This is a genomic window from Fictibacillus terranigra (assembly GCF_030412265.1).
Classification (GTDB): domain Bacteria; phylum Bacillota; class Bacilli; order Bacillales; family Fictibacillaceae; genus Fictibacillus_C; species Fictibacillus_C terrinigri.
The window spans coordinates 1-19,699 of sequence record NZ_JAUHLN010000011.1 but is presented as its reverse complement, the minus strand read 5'-3'; the positions used below and the strand labels follow the sequence as shown (position 1 = coordinate 19,699).

General features: G+C 45.4%; 15 protein-coding genes and 6 tRNA genes. 2 read left to right on the top strand and 19 right to left on the bottom strand.

Going from position 1 to position 19,699, the window contains the following annotated elements; translation table 11 throughout:
* Positions 1-6: 6 nt before the first annotated feature.
* Positions 7-1,446 (bottom strand): proline--tRNA ligase, encoded by a 1,440-nt coding sequence (gene proS, locus QYF49_RS24510; RefSeq protein WP_290402205.1) that lies wholly within the window; start codon positions 1,444-1,446, stop codon positions 7-9.
* A 428-nt stretch (positions 1,447-1,874) separates the two neighbouring features.
* Between proS and QYF49_RS24505 the strand changes: the two genes are divergently transcribed.
* Entirely contained in the window at positions 1,875-2,951 is a 1,077-nt protein-coding gene (locus tag QYF49_RS24505) for an FUSC family protein (protein ID WP_290402204.1), read from the top strand.
* 38 nt (positions 2,952-2,989) lie between these two features.
* Here the strand turns inward: QYF49_RS24505 and QYF49_RS24500 are convergent, their stop codons facing one another.
* The 11 genes from QYF49_RS24500 to sigW all read right to left on the bottom strand — a co-directional run bounded on the left by QYF49_RS24500 (position 2,990) and on the right by sigW (position 17,357).
* Positions 2,990-4,156 (bottom strand): mannitol-1-phosphate 5-dehydrogenase, encoded by a 1,167-nt coding sequence (locus QYF49_RS24500; RefSeq protein WP_290402203.1) that lies wholly within the window; start codon positions 4,154-4,156, stop codon positions 2,990-2,992.
* Positions 4,156-4,590, bottom strand: coding sequence for a PTS mannitol transporter subunit IIA (locus tag QYF49_RS24495; protein ID WP_290402202.1), 435 nt, complete (start codon positions 4,588-4,590; stop codon positions 4,156-4,158). Before QYF49_RS24495 ends, QYF49_RS24500 begins: the two co-directional genes overlap by 1 nt.
* A 1-nt stretch (position 4,591) precedes the next feature.
* Positions 4,592-6,712 carry a BglG family transcription antiterminator gene (locus QYF49_RS24490; RefSeq protein WP_290402201.1) on the bottom strand — a complete coding sequence of 707 codons (2,121 nt, stop codon included), beginning with the start codon at positions 6,710-6,712 and terminating at the stop codon, positions 4,592-4,594.
* 171 nt (positions 6,713-6,883) lie between these two features.
* Positions 6,884-8,689 (bottom strand): PTS mannitol transporter subunit IIBC, encoded by a 1,806-nt coding sequence (locus QYF49_RS24485; RefSeq protein ID WP_290402200.1) that lies wholly within the window; start codon positions 8,687-8,689, stop codon positions 6,884-6,886.
* Positions 8,690-8,890: 201 nt separating this feature from the next.
* Complete coding sequence (locus QYF49_RS24480) at positions 8,891-9,574, bottom strand: YczE/YyaS/YitT family protein (RefSeq protein WP_290402199.1); 684 nt, start codon at positions 9,572-9,574, stop codon at positions 8,891-8,893.
* A 517-nt stretch (positions 9,575-10,091) separates the two neighbouring features.
* Complete coding sequence (glmS, locus tag QYF49_RS24475) at positions 10,092-11,894, bottom strand: glutamine--fructose-6-phosphate transaminase (isomerizing) (protein ID WP_290402198.1); 1,803 nt, start codon at positions 11,892-11,894, stop codon at positions 10,092-10,094.
* A gap of 465 nt (positions 11,895-12,359) precedes the next feature.
* Positions 12,360-13,700 (bottom strand): phosphoglucosamine mutase, encoded by a 1,341-nt coding sequence (gene glmM, locus QYF49_RS24470; protein WP_290402197.1) that lies wholly within the window; start codon positions 13,698-13,700, stop codon positions 12,360-12,362.
* A gap of 3 nt (positions 13,701-13,703) precedes the next feature.
* On the bottom strand, positions 13,704-15,116 hold the full coding sequence (locus QYF49_RS24465) for a CdaR family protein (protein WP_290402196.1): 1,413 nt from the start codon (positions 15,114-15,116) through the stop codon (positions 13,704-13,706).
* Positions 15,100-15,933: a diadenylate cyclase CdaA gene (gene cdaA / locus QYF49_RS24460; RefSeq protein WP_290402195.1), complete on the bottom strand. Its 834-nt coding sequence runs from the start codon at positions 15,931-15,933 to the stop codon at positions 15,100-15,102. The genes QYF49_RS24465 and cdaA overlap by 17 nt, the downstream gene beginning before the upstream one ends.
* Positions 15,934-16,157: 224 nt before the next feature.
* Positions 16,158-16,775, bottom strand: coding sequence for an anti-sigma factor family protein (locus QYF49_RS24455; protein WP_290402194.1), 618 nt, complete (start codon positions 16,773-16,775; stop codon positions 16,158-16,160).
* A 6-nt stretch (positions 16,776-16,781) separates the two neighbouring features.
* Positions 16,782-17,357 (bottom strand): RNA polymerase sigma factor SigW, encoded by a 576-nt coding sequence (gene sigW / locus QYF49_RS24450; RefSeq protein ID WP_290402193.1) that lies wholly within the window; start codon positions 17,355-17,357, stop codon positions 16,782-16,784.
* 211 nt (positions 17,358-17,568) lie between these two features.
* Between sigW and QYF49_RS24445 the strand changes: the two genes are divergently transcribed.
* Complete coding sequence (locus QYF49_RS24445) at positions 17,569-17,736, top strand: aspartyl-phosphate phosphatase Spo0E family protein (protein ID WP_290402192.1); 168 nt, start codon at positions 17,569-17,571, stop codon at positions 17,734-17,736.
* A gap of 30 nt (positions 17,737-17,766) precedes the next feature.
* Here QYF49_RS24445 and rocF read toward each other — a convergent pair whose 3' ends face one another.
* The 7 genes from rocF to QYF49_RS24410 form a co-directional block, all read right to left on the bottom strand.
* Entirely contained in the window at positions 17,767-18,669 is a 903-nt protein-coding gene (gene rocF, locus QYF49_RS24440; RefSeq protein WP_290402191.1) for an arginase, read from the bottom strand.
* A gap of 245 nt (positions 18,670-18,914) precedes the next feature.
* Positions 18,915-18,990: transfer RNA gene (locus QYF49_RS24435), tRNA-Ala, on the bottom strand.
* 4 nt (positions 18,991-18,994) lie between these two features.
* A tRNA-Gly gene (locus QYF49_RS24430) sits at positions 18,995-19,068 on the bottom strand.
* 59 nt (positions 19,069-19,127) lie between these two features.
* A tRNA-Lys gene (locus tag QYF49_RS24425) sits at positions 19,128-19,203 on the bottom strand.
* 141 nt (positions 19,204-19,344) lie between these two features.
* Positions 19,345-19,428 (bottom strand) — tRNA-Tyr (locus QYF49_RS24420).
* 38 nt (positions 19,429-19,466) lie between these two features.
* Positions 19,467-19,542: transfer RNA gene (locus QYF49_RS24415), tRNA-Thr, on the bottom strand.
* Between the two features lie 20 nt (positions 19,543-19,562).
* Positions 19,563-19,638, bottom strand: a tRNA-Val gene (locus QYF49_RS24410).
* Positions 19,639-19,699 lie beyond the last annotated feature (61 nt).

Here is a 19,699-nt window from a genome sequence, read left to right as displayed (position 1 = left end):
AAGGCATCAGTACGCTTTTGCCCAATAGACTAGCTGCTCCGCTTCCTTTCCGCAGCATACGCATGTTTTGGAAATTTCCTCCTGCTCAAAAGGCATGCACCGGGAAGTGGCGCCAGTTTCTTCTTTTATTTGATCCTCACACTGCCGTTCGCCGCACCACATCGCTTTAATAAAACCAGGATTCGACTCCAGCACCTGTTTGAACTCATCCATTGTGCGGGCAATGTTCGTTTTTTCCTGGCAATGTGCCTTCGCTTTTTGCAGCAGGCTCTTTTGAATGTCTTCCAGCAGAAACGGAATGTGTGTCTCCAGCTCCTCAAGGGAAAGAACGATCTTCTCTCCTGAATCCCTGCGGACCGCAACCGCCTGCTTTTTTTCGATATCCTTTGGACCGATCTCAATTCGAAGCGGTACGCCCTTCATTTCATGCTCGCTGAATTTCCAGCCCGGCGACTTATCGCTCTCGTCAATTCCTGCTCTTGCTTTTCTGTTCAGCCGGTCTTTAAGCTCATGGGCCTTGTCGAGCACCCCTTCTTTATGCTGAGCGATCGGGATGACCATCACTTGGACCGGTGCAATCTTTGGAGGGAGAACAAGCCCTCTGTTGTCTCCGTGGACCATGATCAATGCTCCGATCAGACGAGTTGTGATTCCCCAGGAGGTTTGGTGTACATGCTGAAGTTTTCCTTGCTTATCGGTATATTGAATGCCAAACGCCTCCGCAAATCCGCTCCCCAGGTGATGGGAGGTTCCAGTCTGCAGTGCTTTACCATCATGCATCAGGCTTTCGATTGTCAGCGTGAATTTCGCTCCGGCAAACTTTTCCTTGTCTGTTTTCCTGCCGCGGAGAACAGGAACTGCTAAGTGCTCTTCACATACGTCGGCATACACTTCAAGCATCCTGCGGGTTTCCTCTCCCGCCTCTTCATCTGTCGCATGGCACGTGTGCCCTTCCTGCCAAAGAAATTCAAGTGATCGCAGGAATGGGCGTGTCGTTTTTTCCCATCGCACAACATTTCCCCACTGGTTATACAGTTTTGGAAGGTCGCGGTACGAATGGATGATGTTGGCATAATGCTCACAGAAGAGTACCTCTGAAGTCGGACGAACGCAGAGGCGTTCAGCAAGCTTCTCCTCTCCGCCATGTGTGACCCAGGCTACCTCGGGTGCGAAACCTTCAATATGATCTTTTTCTTTTTGAAGCAGGCTCTCTGGAATGAACAACGGAAGATAGACATTCTCATGACCGGTTTCCTTAATTTGACGGTCGAGTTCCTTTTGGATGTGTTCCCAGATCGCATATCCGTATGGACGGATGATCATCGATCCTCTGACACTTGAATAATCGACGAGATCCGCTTTTCGGACGACGTCCGTGTACCATTGTGCGAAATCATCTTCCATGGCTGTAATTTCTTCTACCAGCTTTTTTTCTTTAGCCATCACTTTATCTTCCTTTCTATTGTAAAACCTGTAAAAAGAGCGCAAAAAAACCGATCCAACAAAAGGGATCGGGTATTGGTGGTACCACCCTGTTTTTTTCTGAAAGAAAAATAACATTCCATTCCCTTTTCCTCAGAAATTCGTTGTTTTTTCCTTAAAGAAATGGTTGCTTTCCTGGAGAAAATTGATGTTTTTTTCTATGGGAAAAACCCCCATTCTACTCATCCTTTTCAACGTTTTTTCGATCTAAGATTAAGAAATAATATATTCATTTTTCTGGAAAAAGTCAAGCGCCGCTGCAGAACAATGATGGACTGCATCAAACATCGAGCAGGAAGGTTATACTGTATACAAATAAGGCTGCTGAAAGGTTTCAGCTTCAGCCGTTTTGGAAAAAGAATAATAAGATGATGTTAGAAAGGAAAACGCCAGTGAGAAAAGGATTGGAAGTCTTCTTACGTCTTGGACTGACGTTACAAGTAATGAAAACAGCAATCGCCGCAGCAATCAGCTGGATGGTTTCCTCCCATTTATCACAAAATGACTATCCATTTTTTGCTCCGATGGCAGCTGTCCTGACGATGCAGGTCACGATTGCCGGATCGATGGAAAAAGCCATCTACAGGGTCAGCGGTGTGATCGGCGGCGTAATCATCAGTATGCTGATCGGATACTTTTTAAAATTGAACGCTGGTTCCATTCTTCTTGTCGTATTGATCGGGATGGCGGTGACGACCGCCTTCAAAATGCCGGCTCAGGTCACCTCCCAGGTTTCTGTAAGTTCAATCCTTGTTCTAGCCTTTGGTCAGGGTTATGCTCTCAGCCGTATTATTGAAACGATCATCGGCTCTGCGATCGCTGTGCTGACCAATGCTCTGCTTGTACCGCCAAACACCATACCCGCCGCCGAAGAGCTGCTCTTAAAGTTATCTAAAAAGGCATCCATCACATTAAAAGATCTTGTTCTTCTATGGGACCGGTCGCTTTCTCAACGCCGGGAGATCCAGCAGGAGGTAAAAGAACTGACAGAACAGAACGAAAAGGGGATTGAAGCTGTCGTTCTTGCCAGACAGAATCTCCGATTTACCCCTTTCTTTACGAAACGGCGCATCCGGCTGGAACACCTGGAAACCGGAATAAAGCATCTCAATCATATTACACTGCAGATCCGCGGCATCGCCCGCGGGATACGTGATCTGGTCATGAGTCTTGATGACCATGTCGCCTCTGAAGAAATGACGCAGTTGAATTTAGCCATTGAGCATACGTCACTCTGTGTGGCTCATTACGGAAAGACGGTCATTGATCCATCTGCTGAAAATCTGTTAAAACTCATCTCCAGTATAAAGGAAGCACAGGAAATTCAGTCTCATTGCCTCGTAATCCTGAAGCGTTACGAGTCACTGACGATCCTTAGGGATGTCGGGGCGATTCTTACCGATTTAAACCGGATCCTAGAAGAGACTGGCGGGCAAACAATCGTGAGTACCGGAAGGGTGTTTAAATAAAAAGAGAGAGGTCCCCTGCAAGGGATCTCTCTCTTTTTTTACTTCCTCATGGAGGCAGATTTTAATTGTTCGTACTGCTCCATTACCGCTTCAGACAGGGCGGAACCGGCTTCAATTCCGGTAAACTCTTCAATCGCCTGTTCCATTCCTTTTTCATGAATTGTTTCCTGTATCTTTACTGCTTCTGGATCTTCCTTATAATCATAGAGAAGAGCTGAAGCAATTACTCTTGTTAACGTAACTGGAATATCGCCTGTAAGCTCAAGAAATTGAATGGCAGGGCTGACGAGCCGGTCTGCAGGTCCGAGCTTACGGATTGGAGAACGTCCAACTCTCGTTACCTCGTCCGTGATATAGGGATTCACAAAACGATGCACAATTTTTTCGATATACTGTTGATGTTCATCTGGGGCAAAGGCATATTTACTGACGAGCATGCGTCCTGTTTCCTGCAGGGTTTGCTGGATCAGCGCTTTGATTTCTCCGTTGTTCATCGCTTCATCGATGGTTCTCATGCCGGCTTGATACCCGATATAGGCAGCAGCTGCATGGCCGGTGTTCACCGTGAACAGCTTTCGTTCAATATATGGTTTCAAATCCTGTACATATGTGATGCCTTCCACCTCTGGCCTTTTGCCGATGATTTTCGTCTCATCGACAGCCCACTCATAGAAGGGTTCAACTTTAACCATCAGTTTATCTTCATTGGACTGATTGGGGACGATGCGGTCGACCGCTGCATCCGGAAATCCAAAGCGGGATTCAAACAGCGGCTTCTCGTTCTCTTCCAATTTCTCAAACACTTTTTCTTTTAACAGCGTACTTCCGCCGATCATATTTTCACAGGCGATAATATTTAAAGGCGCATCACTTTTTTCTATCCTTTTTCGCAGTCCTTCCGCAATGGAGCCAGCGATAAACGGAAGAATGTTCGGCCCTACTGCAGCCGTTACGAGGTCAGCCTTTGCGATAAGCTCAACCACCTGTTCTGGATCGTTTCCGCTGTTCACCGCCGAAACATTCCTGATGATGAGCTCTTCCTGGCTTTCATCTGCATGCACAACAGCATACTGATTCTTTTCATTCAATAAATCTACGAGCTCCTGGTTCACGTCTACAAATACCGTTTCATAGCCTGACTGAAACAATAGATTGCCAATAAATCCCCTGCCGATGTTACCCGCTCCAAAATGTACAGCCAGCATTAGATTTCACCTTCAAAGTAAGCCAGGATCTCTTCTTTGGAAGAGGCATTTACGATTCCCAGGACGTTATCTTCTTCAGAACAAACAATAGCAATTTTCGAAAGGATCTCCAAATGCTCGTCTCCTTTTCCTGCAATACCGATGAGCAGTTTCACTTCATTCCCTGGCCCAAATTCCACTCCGCCCGGCACTTGGATAATAGCGATCCCTGATTCTTTGACCGATTGCTTCGCATCCTCTGTTCCATGCGGAATGGCCACAAAATTCCCCATATACGTTGAGGTCAGCTGCTCTCTTTCCAGCATTTTTTCAATATATTGCGGTTCCACATATCCATTTTCCACTAACAGGCCTCCGGTTAAACGGATCGCATTGTCCTTGCTGTCCACTTCCGCATTTAATAGGATGTTATCTTTCGTTAGCACTGATGTCATATTATCCTCTCCTTAATTCTGTTAGTTTTTCTTTATAAAACTGATCAAGCTTATCTGCCAGATAGGATGATATTTTCTTTTCATCCTTCGATTCGAACAGGGCAATGCTCTGTTCATTCTCAATAATGATGGAGCTTATAAAGCTCAGCACCTCCAGCCCCTGACTTGAATAATCGCTTGGAGCGAGCAGAAGGAGCATACTGTCAGCTTCAATGACGGTCTGATCCATGGCGGGTACCGTAACAGCCTCCTCCAGGCTATAGATGGTGAAGGAAGGTTTAACAATCTGTTCACTCCGTGCATGGTAAAGGACAAGCGCGGTATTCGGTACCCCAAGGCCTCCCAGCTTCTCTCGTTCAAACAGTGCAGCTGCCACCTGCTCGCCGCTTTGCAGGACACCTTCGGCTGCTAAGTCTTCGCATGCTTCCTCAAGGATGCTTTGAACCTTAGCCGGACCATTGACTCGTGCCAGTTTGAATCCTTTCAGCACATCCACAATGGCATCCGTATACTTCTTGATCCCTTCCAGCCCTTCCAGAAGCTGTTTGGGGTCCTGTTCCCTCTTATTGGTTTCCTGCAGGACCGGGCGTTTCCCTTCCGGCTGTGCTCCGGCACCTTCTGCAATGTATCGCTTCACCTTCTGAATCTCTTCCTGAGAAGGAATGGGGCTGAGAACAATATAGGGCCGGTGGTAATCCGGCAGATGAATGGTAGAAATGACAAGGTCAAACTCGTCCGGGTTCATCTTGTTCAGTTCAAAAACAGATACATTTTTCAGTTCCTTTAATTCAGGTACTTCCCGTTTAAGTCTGGTCGCAAGCATCTTAGACGTGCCGATTCCTGTAGAACAGATGATCAATGCTTTTAGCCCTGCCTCATGGCGGCCTGTCATCAAAGCGGCACCAAAGTGCATAACAAGGTAGGCTACTTCCTCATCAGGAACATGCAGATCATGAAATATAGCGGCGGTGCCGTCCCGTACGATATGAAACAGCTCTTCATAATCCTTTTTAATCTTGGGCATGAGCGGATTGGAGATCCCCATGTTTTGCTTGATCCGGTACAGCGCCGGTTTTAAATGAGTGACAAGCCCCTGAAACAGGGAAGCGTTTTCTAAAAGATCCGTACCGGTTTGCTCGCTCACATACATGATCAGGCTTTTCGCTTTTAGAGCGGTTTGAAAACTGGATTCTTCAAGCAAATATTCTTTGTCCCGCCGCAGCTTCGCCCCTTGCAGATGCATGGTGATATAGCCGACCTCTGCTTCAGGTATGTCCGCATGAAAAACGTTCTTCAGCTTTTCGATGATTTTCTCTGCAGCCTTAAATTCTGGTGTCAGCTTTAATGTCTCAAGAAAAGCCTCATCCATATTGATGTTCTCCCCCTGCAAAATCCGTTCGATCGCCAGTGTGAGATGGACGACCAAGCCGATATATGCACTGTCAGCGATCGGATAGGGGAGCTCCTCATTCACTTCTTCAATTGCTTTCTCTACCATTAAGAGCCTGTTCTTTTCCACCAATCCCAATAAACGTTCCGATATGGAATCCGTCGTATGAAGTGATTTTTTCTGAATGTTTTCTTTCACGAGTGACAAAAATTCGGTTTCGTTAAGATTCTGGGCGATGATCTGGCTCATTGCTCTTCGTTTTGCTTTTTCATCTCCAGTGATCTCTACCCCATATCCCCTTTTCCTGACAAGGTTCAGATCAAACTCGGACAACCTGCTTTCCAGCTTGGTTAAATCATTGCTGATCGTAGCGATCGTCACGTTTAAATCATGTGCCAACGAGACAAGCTTAACCGGCTCCTTTGCCTCCAGAAGGGAGCAGAAAATCATAGTCTGCCGTTCTTCAGGTGTGTACTCGTTATAAGACAAATGAAACAACGAAAGCTTCAGGTCTTCCATCCGTCCCTCTTCACCGGCGATCTGTATGCCTACTCCTGATTTTTTGATAAGCTCCAAATCAAACTTTTTCAGTGTATGTTCAAGTTCCTTCAGATCACGGTGGATCGTCCGGGTGCTCACATCAATTTCATCCGCAAGATCCTTGACCGTGATTTCTTCTTTTTTAGATAATAAGATTTCAACTATTAGCCTCTCTCTTGCAGATATATACATGTTCTTTCACTCCACGTTAATGACAATATTTAATTTGTATACCCTTAATGCAATCATAAATCCCGGCTGGCCCACATTACAACGAAATAAAAAGCTGATTTCGTCATGATCATTGTTGCCATGATTTAAAAAGAATAGAAAAGTCCGATTCCTGGGAACCGGACTTTTCGTTTACTGCAAGCTTTTGGCTGCTTTCAACTTCTCAAGCAGTTCCTCATATTTCGGTGAGTTTAAAAAATTCTCCACTGAAATATGTGTTGCGCCCGGTAGTTTAGCCTTTGCACGATCAGTTAAGTCTTTGTGTGTGATGACCACGTCTGCATCAGCTGGCAGATTGGTAATCGAAGTATTGGAAACGGAGACATCAAGCCCCGCTTTTTGAACTTTATTCTTTAAAATAGAAGCGCCCATCGCACTTGAACCCATACCTGCGTCACACGCAAAAATAATTTTTGAAACGTCTTCATACTCGTTCTTTGCATCCTGCGTACCTTCAGCCACGGCAGGTGCTGCTGTTACTGTGCTCTCTACTAACTCATTCAGCAGCTTTTCGTATTTGGGACTGTTTAAGAAATTTTCTACTGAAATATGTTCAGCGTTCGGCAGTTTTGCTTTTGCCCGGTCGGTTAAATCTTTGTGCGTGATGACGATGTCTGCATCAGCCGGTAAATTCGTTATCGATGTATTGGAAACCGATACATCCAGCCCTGCTTTTCGCGCTTTATTCTTTAAGATCGATGCGCCCATCGCACTTGAACCCATGCCTGCGTCACAAGCAAAAATGATCTTTTCAACGTTTGCACGGCTCTTTTCTGCAGCAGGTGTTTTTTGAATTTCAGTTTCTTGCGGTGCTTTCGGCTGAACAAGAGATGAAGCACGGCTTTCTTTTCCTTTAAGCGCAGATGTTTTTTCCGCTGCTTTTGTTAAGTCGTCTTCATCCGTTTGTTTGGAAGATTTTAAGATGACTGAAGAAATCAAGAAGGATACGGCTGTCGCTATTAAAACACCAGAGATGATGCCAAGATAGTTCCCTCTCGGTGTCATCGCAATAAGAGCAAAGATACTGCCTGGTGATGGAGCCGCTACCAATCCTGCATCAAACAGCAAGAAGGTAAATACCCCGGATGCACCGCCTCCGATTACCGCTAAAAGCAGGAGCGGACGCATTAGGATATACGGGAAGTAGATTTCATGAATCCCACCTAAGAAATGGATGATAGCCGCCCCCGGTGCCGTTTGTTTGGACATTCCTTTCCCGAAAAGTATATAAGCCAATAAGATACCGAGACCCGGTCCCGGATTCGATTCGAGCAAGAAAAGAATGGATTTTCCTGCTTTAGAGGCTTGCTCGATTCCGAGCGGACTTAAGATTCCATGGTTGATCGCGTTGTTTAAGAATAATACTTTTGCCGGTTCGATAAAGATGCTGGCTAAAGGAAGCAAGTGGGCATCCACAATCGCCTGAACCCCTGCAGCCAATGTTTTATTTAACGTTAATACAACTGGCCCGATTCCTTTATAGGCTATGGTGGTTAGAATTGCGGCAATAATCCCTGCGGAAAAGTTATTTACGAGCATCTCGAAACCGGATCTCACTTTTCCTTCAAGCAATTTGTCAAACTTCTTAATGGCATATCCGCCGAGTGGCCCCATGATCATGGCACCTAACAGCATTGGAATGTCAGCCCCGACAATAACCCCCATCGTTGCTGTCGCACCGACGACCCCGCCTCGCAGATCATAAACAATTCTTCCGCCGGAAAACCCGATCAGCAGCGGCAGCAAGTAGGTGATCATCGGGCCAACCAGTTTTGCCATATCTTCATTCGGAAGCCATCCTGTTGGGATGAATAGGGCAGTAATCAGCCCCCAGGCGATAAATGCCCCAATGTTCGGCATGATCATTCCGCTTAAATGACTGCCAAAGCGCTGTATTCTTACTTTAACGCCTGTCTTTGATTGTTCAGAATTCGCCATATCTATCGTAACCCCTTTCTAAATGGTACTGTTCGATATTTCTATAGGTCTTATGCTCTAATAATAAAGCGTTTACACACCATTCTTCAATTTAAAGAAAAGGGTATTTTGTCATGAAACTTGTTGTCATCACTAAAACAAAAAAACTGCCCTCCTTAAATTCGGCTGGCAGCTCTTTATTTATTCTTTTGATTCGCCAGCCTAAGCTTTAAATGTTTCCCGCAGGTTCTCATGATTCATGGTCGTGGTTTCAAACGAAAAAAGACGGAAGACCAGTTGAACGAACACTCCAAGCCCAAACGCTGTCACCACTGTTCCCATCCCTAGCGGACCTCCCAGCAGCCAACCCACAAATGCAATGGAACATTCCAGTGAAGATCGGCAGACCCCAATGGGAAGACCGGTGCGCCTGCGGATCGAGACCATGAGTGAATCACGCGGCCCCGCTCCAAAACCGGAGCTTATGTAAAAATAACTGCCCAGTGCTGTGGTGAACAACCCGAGCATCAGCATACCCAAGCCGCTGGGCCAGCCCAATGCCGTCCGCAGTATATCGGTCCATAAAATGAAGTCCATGAATAATCCAATCAAAGTCATATTGGCCAAGGTGCCGATTCCAATTTTCTCTTTCAGAAGGATGATCAATCCAACAATAACCACACTGACTAGAACGGTGGCTTGCCCGATGGTCAATGGCAGAAAGTTGGTTAACCCTGCTTGAAACACTTCCCAAGGACCAAAGCCTAAATTGGCTTTCATAACGAGCACCGAGCCTAACGCAAATAAAAAAAGACCAGACAGAAGCCGTAAGATTCGCAGTGATTTTTTCATCTCTTTGTGTCCATTCCCCTTCTCCAGATAAGATGCCTTTTTATTCCAAGCCATTCCATCCTTATGTTACCATAAAAATATTTACTCTAAGTATACTCTAATAGGAGATGTGTAATTTGACCAGAGCACTTTTACATATCAATAGAGTTTTACTTGGTTTAATTTTCCTTATTGCAGGTGTGAACGGATATTTTGTTATCGTGGGGTTGGACCCTTTTATCGAAACAAGTCCTGAAGCAATGGATATGTTCCAATTCCAATACCTCTTAGTGTTCGAGAAATCATTAGAAGTTATATGCGGAGCTTTACTATTGATCAATCGGTTTGTACCTCTGGCCCTTTCGATGTTATCCCCGATCATTGCGAACATATTCTTACTTCATTTGTTTGTTAATCATTCTTTACTTGCTTTAGCGGTTATACTTGTCATTCTTCATTGTTTTATGTTGTTTATATACAGGAAAAATTTTACCAGCATCTTTGAAAAAAAACCGCTCCCATAACCGGTTCATCTAAGCATTCAAAAAAAGACCGCTCCCCAGGGGAGCGGTCTTTTTTGAAGGTTTTCTAATTATTCTACTGTTACACTTTTCGCAAGGTTACGCGGCTTATCAACATCGCAATCGCGGTGAAGCGCTGCATAGTAGGCCAACAATTGAAGCGGTACTACCGATACGAGCGGAGTAAGGTACTCATGTACTTCTGGAAGTACGATGCGGTCTCCTTCATCCTTCGTTGCTTCTGTACTGATCACGCAAGTGTCAGCGCCTCGGGCTGCTACTTCTTTCACGTTTCCGCGGATGCTCAAGTTTACATGTTCTTGAGTCGCTAGGGCGATAACAGGAGTGCCTTCTTCAATCAAAGCGATCGTACCGTGCTTCAATTCTCCTCCTGCAAAGCCTTCTGCCTGTATATAAGAGATTTCTTTAAGCTTAAGAGAACCTTCTAAGCAAACAAAGTAATCAACGGCACGGCCGATAAAGAAAGCATTGCGTGTAACGGAAAGGTATTCTTGTGCTACGCGTTCCATTGTTTCTTTTTGGTCGGTCAATGTTTCCATTGCGTTTGCCACGATCGCAAGTTCTTGAAGCGGGTTGAAATCCAACTCAATGCCTTGAGCACGTGCAGTGTCCACAGCGAGGATCGCAAGGACAGCAATTTGGGCAGTATAAGCTTTTGTTGACGCAACGGCAATTTCAGGTCCTGCATAAAGGTGGAGCGTGTGATCCGCTTCCCTTGAAAGGGTCGAGCCAGGAACGTTGGTAATCGTCAACGCTTTGTGGCCGAGCCTTTTCACTTCTACCAATACGGCACGGCTGTCTGCTGTTTCACCGGATTGAGAAATAAAGATAAACAATGGCTTCTTGGAAAGAAGCGGCATGTTATATACGAATTCACTGGCAATGTGAACCTCTACAGGAATATTCGCCATGTTTTCGATCAGCTGTTTCCCGACAAGTCCTGCATTATAGCTCGTTCCGCAAGCCACGATATAGATGCGGTCAGCATCTTTCATCGCTCCGCGAATGTCATCATCCAGTTTAAGATTGCCTTCTTCATTTTGGTACTGTTTGATGATGTTACGGATAACAAACGGCTGCTCATCGATTTCCTTGAGCATATAGTGCGGGTATGTTCCCTTTTCAATGTCACTTGCATCGAGTTCAGCTGTGTATGGGCTGCGCGCTACTTCTTTGCCTTCTAATGTTTTAATGGTATAAGTGTCACGAGTGACGATTACGATTTCCTCATCCATTAGTTCAACATATTGGTCTGTTTGAGAGATCATTGCCATAGCATCACTTGCTACAACGTTGAATCCGTCTCCAACACCGACCAACAGCGGGCTTTTATTTTTTCCAACATAGATGGTGTCTGAATCTTGGTTATCGACTAACGCGATCGCGTAGGAACCTTTGATGACAGAGAGTGCGTGGCGGAATGCTTCTTCCACGTTCTCTCCTTCGTTAACAAACTTTTCGATAAGCTGTACAACAACTTCTGTATCTGTATCACTTGCGAATTCAACATTCGGCAAGTATTCTCGTTTAACGTTTTCGTAGTTCTCGATTACACCATTATGCACAAGCGTGAAACGCTCTTCAGCGCTTTGGTGAGGGTGAGAGTTAACCTTGCTTGGCGCTCCGTGTGTTGCCCAACGGGTATGTCCGATCCCCATTGATGTTTCGACGGAAGGGTCAACGATCTCGCGCAAAATGGCGATTCTTCCTTTTTCTTTAAACACTTGAACGCCGTCGTTGTCGACAACAGCTATACCTGCTGAGTCATAACCGCGATACTCCAACTTTTCAAGTCCGCGAAGCAAGATTTCTTTTGCATCCTTATTTCCTACATAACCTACAATTCCGCACATTTAATTTATCCTCCCTTGGGTCAGGCCGAGCCTAAAACGGCTGAAGCCTGCCTCTGTAACAGGGGGACTGTGAGCGGGGCTCACAGCCCCACCTATGTTTCGTTTAGTTTTATTAGCCACTGCTTTTAATTTTGTCAGGAAGTCGCCTTGCCTGTTTTATTTAAAAGCTTACGAAAGTGACTGGTTCCGAGAGGTATCCGCCGAAAAATCGATGAACCTCTTCCTCGTCAACTATTTTCTCCCGTCCGAAAATAGTTCAGGCGCTTAAGTAACTAAGTTGACCGCTCTATCCACCTTCCCATTTCGAAGTAAATTCAAACCTAATGATATCTTGTTTCAATTGCATCGTCAATTGGTTGCTAAGCAGCTTAATAAATATTTAATAAAATATGCATAAGCGAACCAGCCGGTGATTCACTTATGCATAGGTTTCGTGCCTATCTTCAGGAATGAGGGTGCCTTTGTCTAGACAAGTTCCGCCTTGACAACATCAGCGATCTGATCTGCATAGATTTGGCATTGTTCTTTCGTTGGCGCCTCGACCATCACACGCACTAACGGTTCCGTTCCCGATGGACGGACAAGGACACGCCCGTTTCCGTTCATTTCTGCTTCAACCTTGTCGATGGCTGATTGAATCGTTGTATTGCCTTCGAGCTTCGTTTTATCAGCCACTCGAACGTTAATCAGAAGCTGCGGGAACTTTTTCATTTCATCCGCAAGCTCAGACAAAGGCTTCTTCGATTGCTGAACGATGCTTGCTAATTGAATGGCGGAAAGCATTCCGTCTCCTGTTGTTGTATGATCCAGGAAGATGATGTGCCCCGACTGCTCACCGCCTAGATTATAACCGCTCTTTCGCATTTCTTCCATCACATATCGGTCTCCGACGGCGGTCTGTACCGATGTGACTGCTTTTTCTTCCAACCCTTTATAGAATCCAAGGTTGCTCATTACAGTGGAGACGATCGTATCATTCTTAAGCCTGCCCTGTTCTTTAAGGTAGCTGGCACAAATAAACATGATCTGGTCGCCATCCACGATGTTCCCCTTTTCATCGATCGCAATCAGACGGTCTCCATCCCCGTCAAAAGCCAGACCCATGTCTGCGCCTTTTTCTTTGACCAGTTCCGCCAATTTTTCTGGGTGAGTAGAGCCGACGCCATCGTTAATATTTAAACCGTTAGGGCTGGTACCCATCGTTGAAATATCAGCTTCCAGGTCAGCAAACAGATGCGGAGCCAGTGAAGAAGTGGCACCGTGGGCACAATCCAGCGCGATGTGCATGCCTGAGAAATCTCCCGGCACTGTTTGTTTTAAATATTGAAGGTATTTTTGTCCGCCTTCAAAATAGTCTCCCACTGATCCGATATCGCCGCCTGAAGGCCGCGGAAGCTCGTCTTTCTCTTGATCCAGCAATGCTTCAATTTCCGCTTCCTGCTCGTCTAAAAGCTTGAAGCCATCCGCACCGAAAAACTTAATTCCATTGTCAGCAACAGGGTTGTGGGATGCCGAGATCATGACACCTGCCTGTGCTCCCAGTGCTTTTGTCAGGAAAGCTACACCTGGTGTGGAGATGACGCCTAATCGCAATACTTCAGCTCCCGTAGATAAAAGGCCCGCCACTAATGCTCCTTCCAGCATGTGACCAGATATTCGCGTATCTCTGCCGATCAGCACTTTGGGTTTTTTGGTTTCTTTGGTTAATACATATCCCCCAAACCGGCCAAGTTTAAAAGCTAATTCTGGTGTCAGCTCTGTATTGGCAACTCCTCTTACCCCGTCTGTTCCAAAGTATTTTCCCATGATTTAATTCTCTCCTTCAGTAATTGATTCGGTTTTCCCCTCAGCCTTCGATTGAGTAAAGGCTTGGTTATCGTTCGGCTTGCCAGTTGTATTGCCTTCATTTCCGCTATCACCGTTGTTATCTCCGCTTTCGGATGTGGATTGGTCGGTCTGTTGATCCGAGTCGGTGCTGGATTGTATGGCTTCGATCTTAATTTTGGCCGTCGTAAACTCCTTTTTCATTTGCAGGTTCTTGGAGTTTGAAACCTTGATAGAAACGGTATGCTCCCCAGACTCAAGATTGCTGACATCAACATATGCGGAAATGTCAGAAGCCGCCAGTGCATCGACTGCTTTTTTGCTTCCTGTAATGGTCACATCCATTGTTCCGTTCGGAGGGGATATGAAGGAAGCTTGCTGTTCAGGAGTGTCTCCCCTCATGTCGATAGGGATATCCTTAAACGTCTTTGTTTTAATGTCATTCTCCACATCTACTTTTACTTGTACTTGTTTTGGATTTACAGATTCCGTGCCTTCGGGAAGAGGCACATCGACGTCGATCGTTGAATCTTCTTTAATCTTGTCCAGATCTACGTTCACACCGCTTACTTCACTGACTTTATCCAGAGCAGACGATGGTCCTGTCAACGTAACTTCCTGCGGGTTCATCGTTATGCCGGCAAGGGTAAGCCCGTCTGGAAGACTGCCCTTTTCATCGAGAGTCAGCGGCACCGTTTTACTTGGTTTAGAAATAGGGACCGTCACATTGACTGACTTTGGATCAATCAGTACGTCCAGCAGATTTCCTTGACTGTCGTAAGCACGCAGAGGCAGCCTTGATTCCAGCTTATCCTTCGCGTTTGAAACATCCACTGATGCCCGCACGCTCGCGATATCGCCAATATAATCTTCTGGGCCGGTTACATACACACTTCTTGGCGAGTAACTGAGCTTTCCGGTTTCATAACCCTCCGGCAGCTTGTTCTTGTTCTTGATATCCACCAAAATTGGAATCTGTTTTGTTTGTTTCCGGTGAAGCGTTACTTCCACTTCCCTCGGCAATGGGACGGCTTTTAAATTTTCCGGCACATTTCTAATTTTTACAGGAACCTTTTTTGTACCAGGCCCCATTTTTGTAAGATCAATATAAACTTCCATCCGGCGATCTACTTTTAATGCTTTCGTCATCAGGTTGGATGAACCTGTCAGCTTAACATCCACTGATCGGGGCAAATCTGTCAGTACATACTTATTTTCATCAAAATAAGGGGTAATTGCAACCCCGCTTACCGTCTCACTTGTTTTGGACACGGAATTAAACAGCGATTGACGGTCCGATTGCTCCTGAGTTTCCATGGATAAAACAGTGTAAAGCATCAGTGCAAGGAGAAAGGCAATAATTTTTACAAACCAGTTGCTCTTAAGGAGTTTGTCCATTTTTCTTCCCCCTCCAGTTCCAACGTGATGAGGAAGAATTCCTGCTCGACAGCAGTAATTCTGCATTCAATAAAGTTTTTAGCATTTCCTCATTCAAGTTACGGTGAATTTCTCCATTCTTTGTAACGGATATGCCGCCTGTTTCCTCAGAAACAACGACGGTGATGGCATCTGTCACTTCACTGACACCGATGGCAGCTCTGTGCCTCGTGCCAAGTTCTTTCGATACAAACGGGCTTTCGGTCAACGGTAAATAGCAGCCGGCTGCCACGACCTCATCCTGTCTTAAAATAACTGCTCCATCGTGCAGAGGGGTGTTTGGCACAAAGATGTTAGTCAACAGTTCAGAAGACAGCTTTGAATGAATAGGGATGCCCGTTTCCACATAATCGGTAAGACCCGTCTCCCTCTCAAATGACATAATCGCCCCAATGCGGCGCTTCGCCATATAGCTTGTGGATTTTACAATCGCATTGATTGAATTTTCCATTTCCTCTTCATCAGCCAATCCCGTTCGGGAAAACAGCTTTCCCCGTCCAAGCTGTTCCAGCGCCCGTCTCAATTCAGGCTGGAAAATAATAATGATGGCCAATAATCCATATGTAATGGCTTTATCCATCAGCCAGCTCATGGTCCGCAGCTCAAAGAAACTGCTCGCCAGCCACACAGCTACAATGATTACAATCCCTTTAAGCAGCTGCACCGCCTTAGTTCCTCTAATCAGCATGATTAATTTATAGAAAACATAGGTAACCAGCAAGATGTCTACAATCTGGCTGATATAGTTACCTAAACTAAAACTTCCAACAGACAACATGACATCACTCCACTTCAGGGAACTACTCTTATAATGTTAATGTAGTGCAACAATGATCATAATTATTCGGTATCCCTTATTATAGCATATCCCAACCGCTCCGCTGAAAGCAGGAGGCTGGCTGGCCGGCTGGGTTTAGCTGTTCCATGAAGTCCCGAAAAAGTAAAAAGCCGTCCCTCGTTAGGCGGCTTTATAAGATCTTCATATTAGTTCGATGCTAAATATTATTTTTGTTCCTCTCCTGTAAAGAACGTTTTAAGATTATACCAGACCCATTCCACAACTTGGTGGATTTCCTGGCTGTCACCTGTGATCTGTCCTGCAGACGCCATATATTTTTTCCCTTTGATGACGACGACATCGCCATCAACCTTACCTTCTACTCTCACATCACCATTTTCCACGACAAGATCCCCCTTAACCGTCTTTCCTTTAGGGACAATGACCGTATGCGTGGATGGCTTGATCTGAACTTCGTCTGAGCCGGAAACGACAGACAACTCATTTCCCGTACTCCAATTCGCCATGACTGAACCGAACATTAAAATTAAGAACACGGCAGCGGCTGTCAGGACCGGATATCGCCTGATCCATTGAGCCGGCATCCTTTTCTTTTTCACAGCAGGGAGCTTCTTCATGACGTTCTCAGTAAACTGATCAGGAGCAACCACCGGCGCAGACTCCTTCATATCAGAAATGATCTCTTTCAGAGCATAATAGTGGGCTCTGCAGGCTTCACACACCTCCAGATGAAGGTTGAGCTCTTTCAGCTCCAGCTCTGTTATGTCACCATCCAGTGCTTTATCAATCAGGCTCATATATTGTTCTGTATCACATGACATTCGTGTTCACCTCAATTCTGCAACCTTTTTATACACCTTTTTCAACGCTTCCCTACCCCGATGGATCCGTGTTTTGACGGTCGGAACGGGCAAATCCATAACAGAGCTGATCTCTTCAAGCGAAAGATCCTCGACATATTTAAGCAGAATGGCTGTCCTGTACTTTTCAGGAAGTTTCATGATTTCCTGCTGGAGATGATCCCTCTTTTCTTTTTCCTCGACTTCCTCTTCCGGAAGAGGATCGGCTCCAGCCACCTGATTGTACAGTGTCGCTCCTTCAGTTCCTGGAATCTCTGCATCCATCGAGTAATCCGGTTTCTTCTTCCGCAGTTTATCAATACACAAATTTGTGGCGATGCGATACAGCCACGTTGAAAACTTATAGCTTCCGCTGTATTTATCAATGTTGATGTAGGCACGGACAAATGCTTCCTGAGCAAGATCCTCCGCCTCATGGCTGTCACCGACCATTCGGTAGCACAGCCGGTAGATCTTATCTTTATAGATTTCAACCAGGCCTTCAAACGCCTCCTGGTCTCCTGATTTCACCTGGGAAACCAGATTATTAATTAATGACTCCATTTCAATTTTCCACCACCAGTTGCGGTTCGTATTTTTCTACGTTTAGTATTCAAAAAAGTTTCAAATTCCATAAAAAATAAAGCAATTTTTATTTTAGCATGAAACATGCCACGCATAGACAAAAGTTTTCTACAAAATTTAGAAAACAAGTTTTATTTTGGATAATAGAGGGAATAGTGGGATTAAAGATCTTTTTAAGGAGCGTGTACTAATGGACCGCAATATTCTGCTGAGAGAAATTGAAGTTTCGCGAAAAAAAATGAATGAAATGTCAAAATTTATGCCATTAATCGCTGACGAAATTGTTGAAATCAGCCAACATATAGATGCCCTATTAAATGAATTCCAAAAAGCCAACGTAAAAAACAGCTACTCATAATAAATTGAGCAGCTGTTTTTATATTATCGATTATAATAATTTTTCACCAAACAATGACCCCATCAGCGCGACCGCCACAGTCGCTGTCTTGTTTCGTTCATCCAGAATGGGGTTAACCTCAACAAACTCAGCAGAAGTAATGATTTGAGACTCAGCCAGCATTTCCATCGCCAAGTGGCTCTCCCTGTAGCTGATGCCGCCAAGAACAGGCGTGCCTACACCTGGGGCATCACTCGGATCGAGCCCATCAAGGTCAAGGCTTAAGTGCACCCCGTCTGTTTTCTTGGAAAGGTACTCAATGGTCTCTTCCATGACCTTTGTCATGCCGATTCGATCGATTTCGTGCATGGTATATACTTTAATCCCGCGATCTTTAATTAACTCTTTCTCACCCTCGTCCAAAGAACGGGCACCGATGATCACGATGTTTTCAGGCTTCACTTTGTCTGCATATCCCCCAATACCCGTTAAGGATTCGTGCCCGATTCCTAAACTGGCTGCAAGAGGCATACCATGAATGTTGCCGCTTGGTGAAGTATCAGCTGTGTTCAAATCTCCATGAGCATCATACCAGATCACACCAAGATTATTATAATGTTGGGCAATACCTGCAAGGGATCCGATCGCGATGCTGTGATCTCCTCCAAGAACAAGCGGGAATCGATTTTCCGAAATCACATTGGAAACCGTCTCAGCCAGCTTCTCACTGGCGGTTGCCACCTCTTCAAGATTCTTAAGATTCGTTTCGATTGTTTCTTCGATTGTTCCTGGGCGGGCAATCTGAATATCTCCAAAATCTTTAACGCTATACTCAATATTTTCTAAACGTTCCACGATCCCTGCATATCGAATGGCACTTGGCCCCATGTCTACCCCGCGTCTCGTTTGCCCTAGATCCATTGGTACCCCGATAATGGTAATGTCCTTCTTCATCCTGTAGTAGCCTCCCCTTATGCTGCGTTTCAAAATTCTATAAATTCATTGTAGCCTGTCTATTCCGGTTGGTTCAACTGGACAGAATTTTGCATAGATATACCGTTTCGTAAGCGCTTTCCATAGGGGCAATGGATATTTATTAGGCCAAAGGTACTGTCACCATCAGAGCCCAAGGGATTTAAGGTTTTTGTAAAATAAAAAAAGCCCTTAGACATTCGTCTAAGGACAGTGCTTATTATGTATGGTGGAGCCTAGCGGGATCGAACCGCTGACCTCCTGCGTGCAAGGCAGGCGCTCTCCCAGCTGAGCTAAGGCCCCATATTGGAGCGGGTGATGAGAATCGAACTCACGACCAGAGCTTGGAAGGCTCTTGTTTTACCACTAAACTACACCCGCATGTTTTAACTTATTATTCTTTATTTCCACTGATCTCTTCTTTTATTCAGAAGTTCAAATGGTGAGCCATGAAGGACTCGAACCTTCGACCCTCTGATTAAAAGTCAGATGCTCTACCGACTGAGCTAATGGCTCGTATTGTAATTTTGACCGTCGGTTCCCTGTCTCTTCCTCTAAAGGTTAAAGCAAGACGTGTATCCGTCGAGACAACTCGCTGTTTAATCACGACGCCAAGCTCGTGACTGTGAGCTAATGTGTAAAATCTTTAAAGATAGATGGTGGAGGGGGACGGATTCGAACCGCCGAACCCAAAGGAGCGGATTTACAGTCCGCCGCGTTTAGCCACTTCGCTACCCCTCCACATAAAAAAAAGCTTCAGGTATTGCTATTGAAAATAGTGGTGCCGGCTAGAGGACTTGAACCCCCAACCTACTGATTACAAGTCAGTTGCTCTACCAATTGAGCTAAACCGGCCTGCCGTTGGAATTAAAGAATGGTGGAGGATGACGGGTTCGAACCGCCGACCCCCTGCTTGTAAGGCAGGTGCTCTCCCAGCTGAGCTAATCCTCCGTATTATAAATGGTGACCCGTACGGGATTCGAACCCGTGTTACCGCCGTGAAAGGGCGGTG

What these genes read in the sequence shown, in the direction of transcription:
- QYF49_RS24465 (WP_290402196.1), bottom strand. Translation starts at nt 15,116, where the DNA reads ATGGACAAACTCCTTAAGAGCAACTGGTTTGTAAAAATTATTGCCTTT.
- cdaA (WP_290402195.1), bottom strand. Translation starts at nt 15,933, where the DNA reads ATGTTGTCTGTTGGAAGTTTTAGTTTAGGTAACTATATCAGCCAGATT.
- QYF49_RS24495 (WP_290402202.1), bottom strand. Translation starts at nt 4,590, where the DNA reads ATGACATCAGTGCTAACGAAAGATAACATCCTATTAAATGCGGAAGTG.
- glmS (WP_290402198.1), bottom strand. Translation starts at nt 11,894, where the DNA reads ATGTGCGGAATTGTAGGTTATGTAGGAAATAAGGATGCAAAAGAAATC.
- QYF49_RS24490 (WP_290402201.1), bottom strand. Translation starts at nt 6,712, where the DNA reads ATGTATATATCTGCAAGAGAGAGGCTAATAGTTGAAATCTTATTATCT.
- QYF49_RS24485 (WP_290402200.1), bottom strand. Translation starts at nt 8,689, where the DNA reads ATGGCGAATTCTGAACAATCAAAGACAGGCGTTAAAGTAAGAATACAG.
- rocF (WP_290402191.1), bottom strand. Translation starts at nt 18,669, where the DNA reads ATGAAGAAGGACATTACCATTATCGGGGTACCAATGGATCTAGGGCAA.
- QYF49_RS24500 (WP_290402203.1), bottom strand. Translation starts at nt 4,156, where the DNA reads ATGCTGGCTGTACATTTTGGAGCGGGTAACATCGGCAGGGGATTTATT.
- QYF49_RS24480 (WP_290402199.1), bottom strand. Translation starts at nt 9,574, where the DNA reads ATGGCTTGGAATAAAAAGGCATCTTATCTGGAGAAGGGGAATGGACAC.
- QYF49_RS24455 (WP_290402194.1), bottom strand. Translation starts at nt 16,775, where the DNA reads ATGTCATGTGATACAGAACAATATATGAGCCTGATTGATAAAGCACTG.
- glmM (WP_290402197.1), bottom strand. Translation starts at nt 13,700, where the DNA reads ATGGGAAAATACTTTGGAACAGACGGGGTAAGAGGAGTTGCCAATACA.
- sigW (WP_290402193.1), bottom strand. Translation starts at nt 17,357, where the DNA reads ATGGAGTCATTAATTAATAATCTGGTTTCCCAGGTGAAATCAGGAGAC.
- QYF49_RS24445 (WP_290402192.1), top strand. Translation starts at nt 17,569, where the DNA reads ATGGACCGCAATATTCTGCTGAGAGAAATTGAAGTTTCGCGAAAAAAA.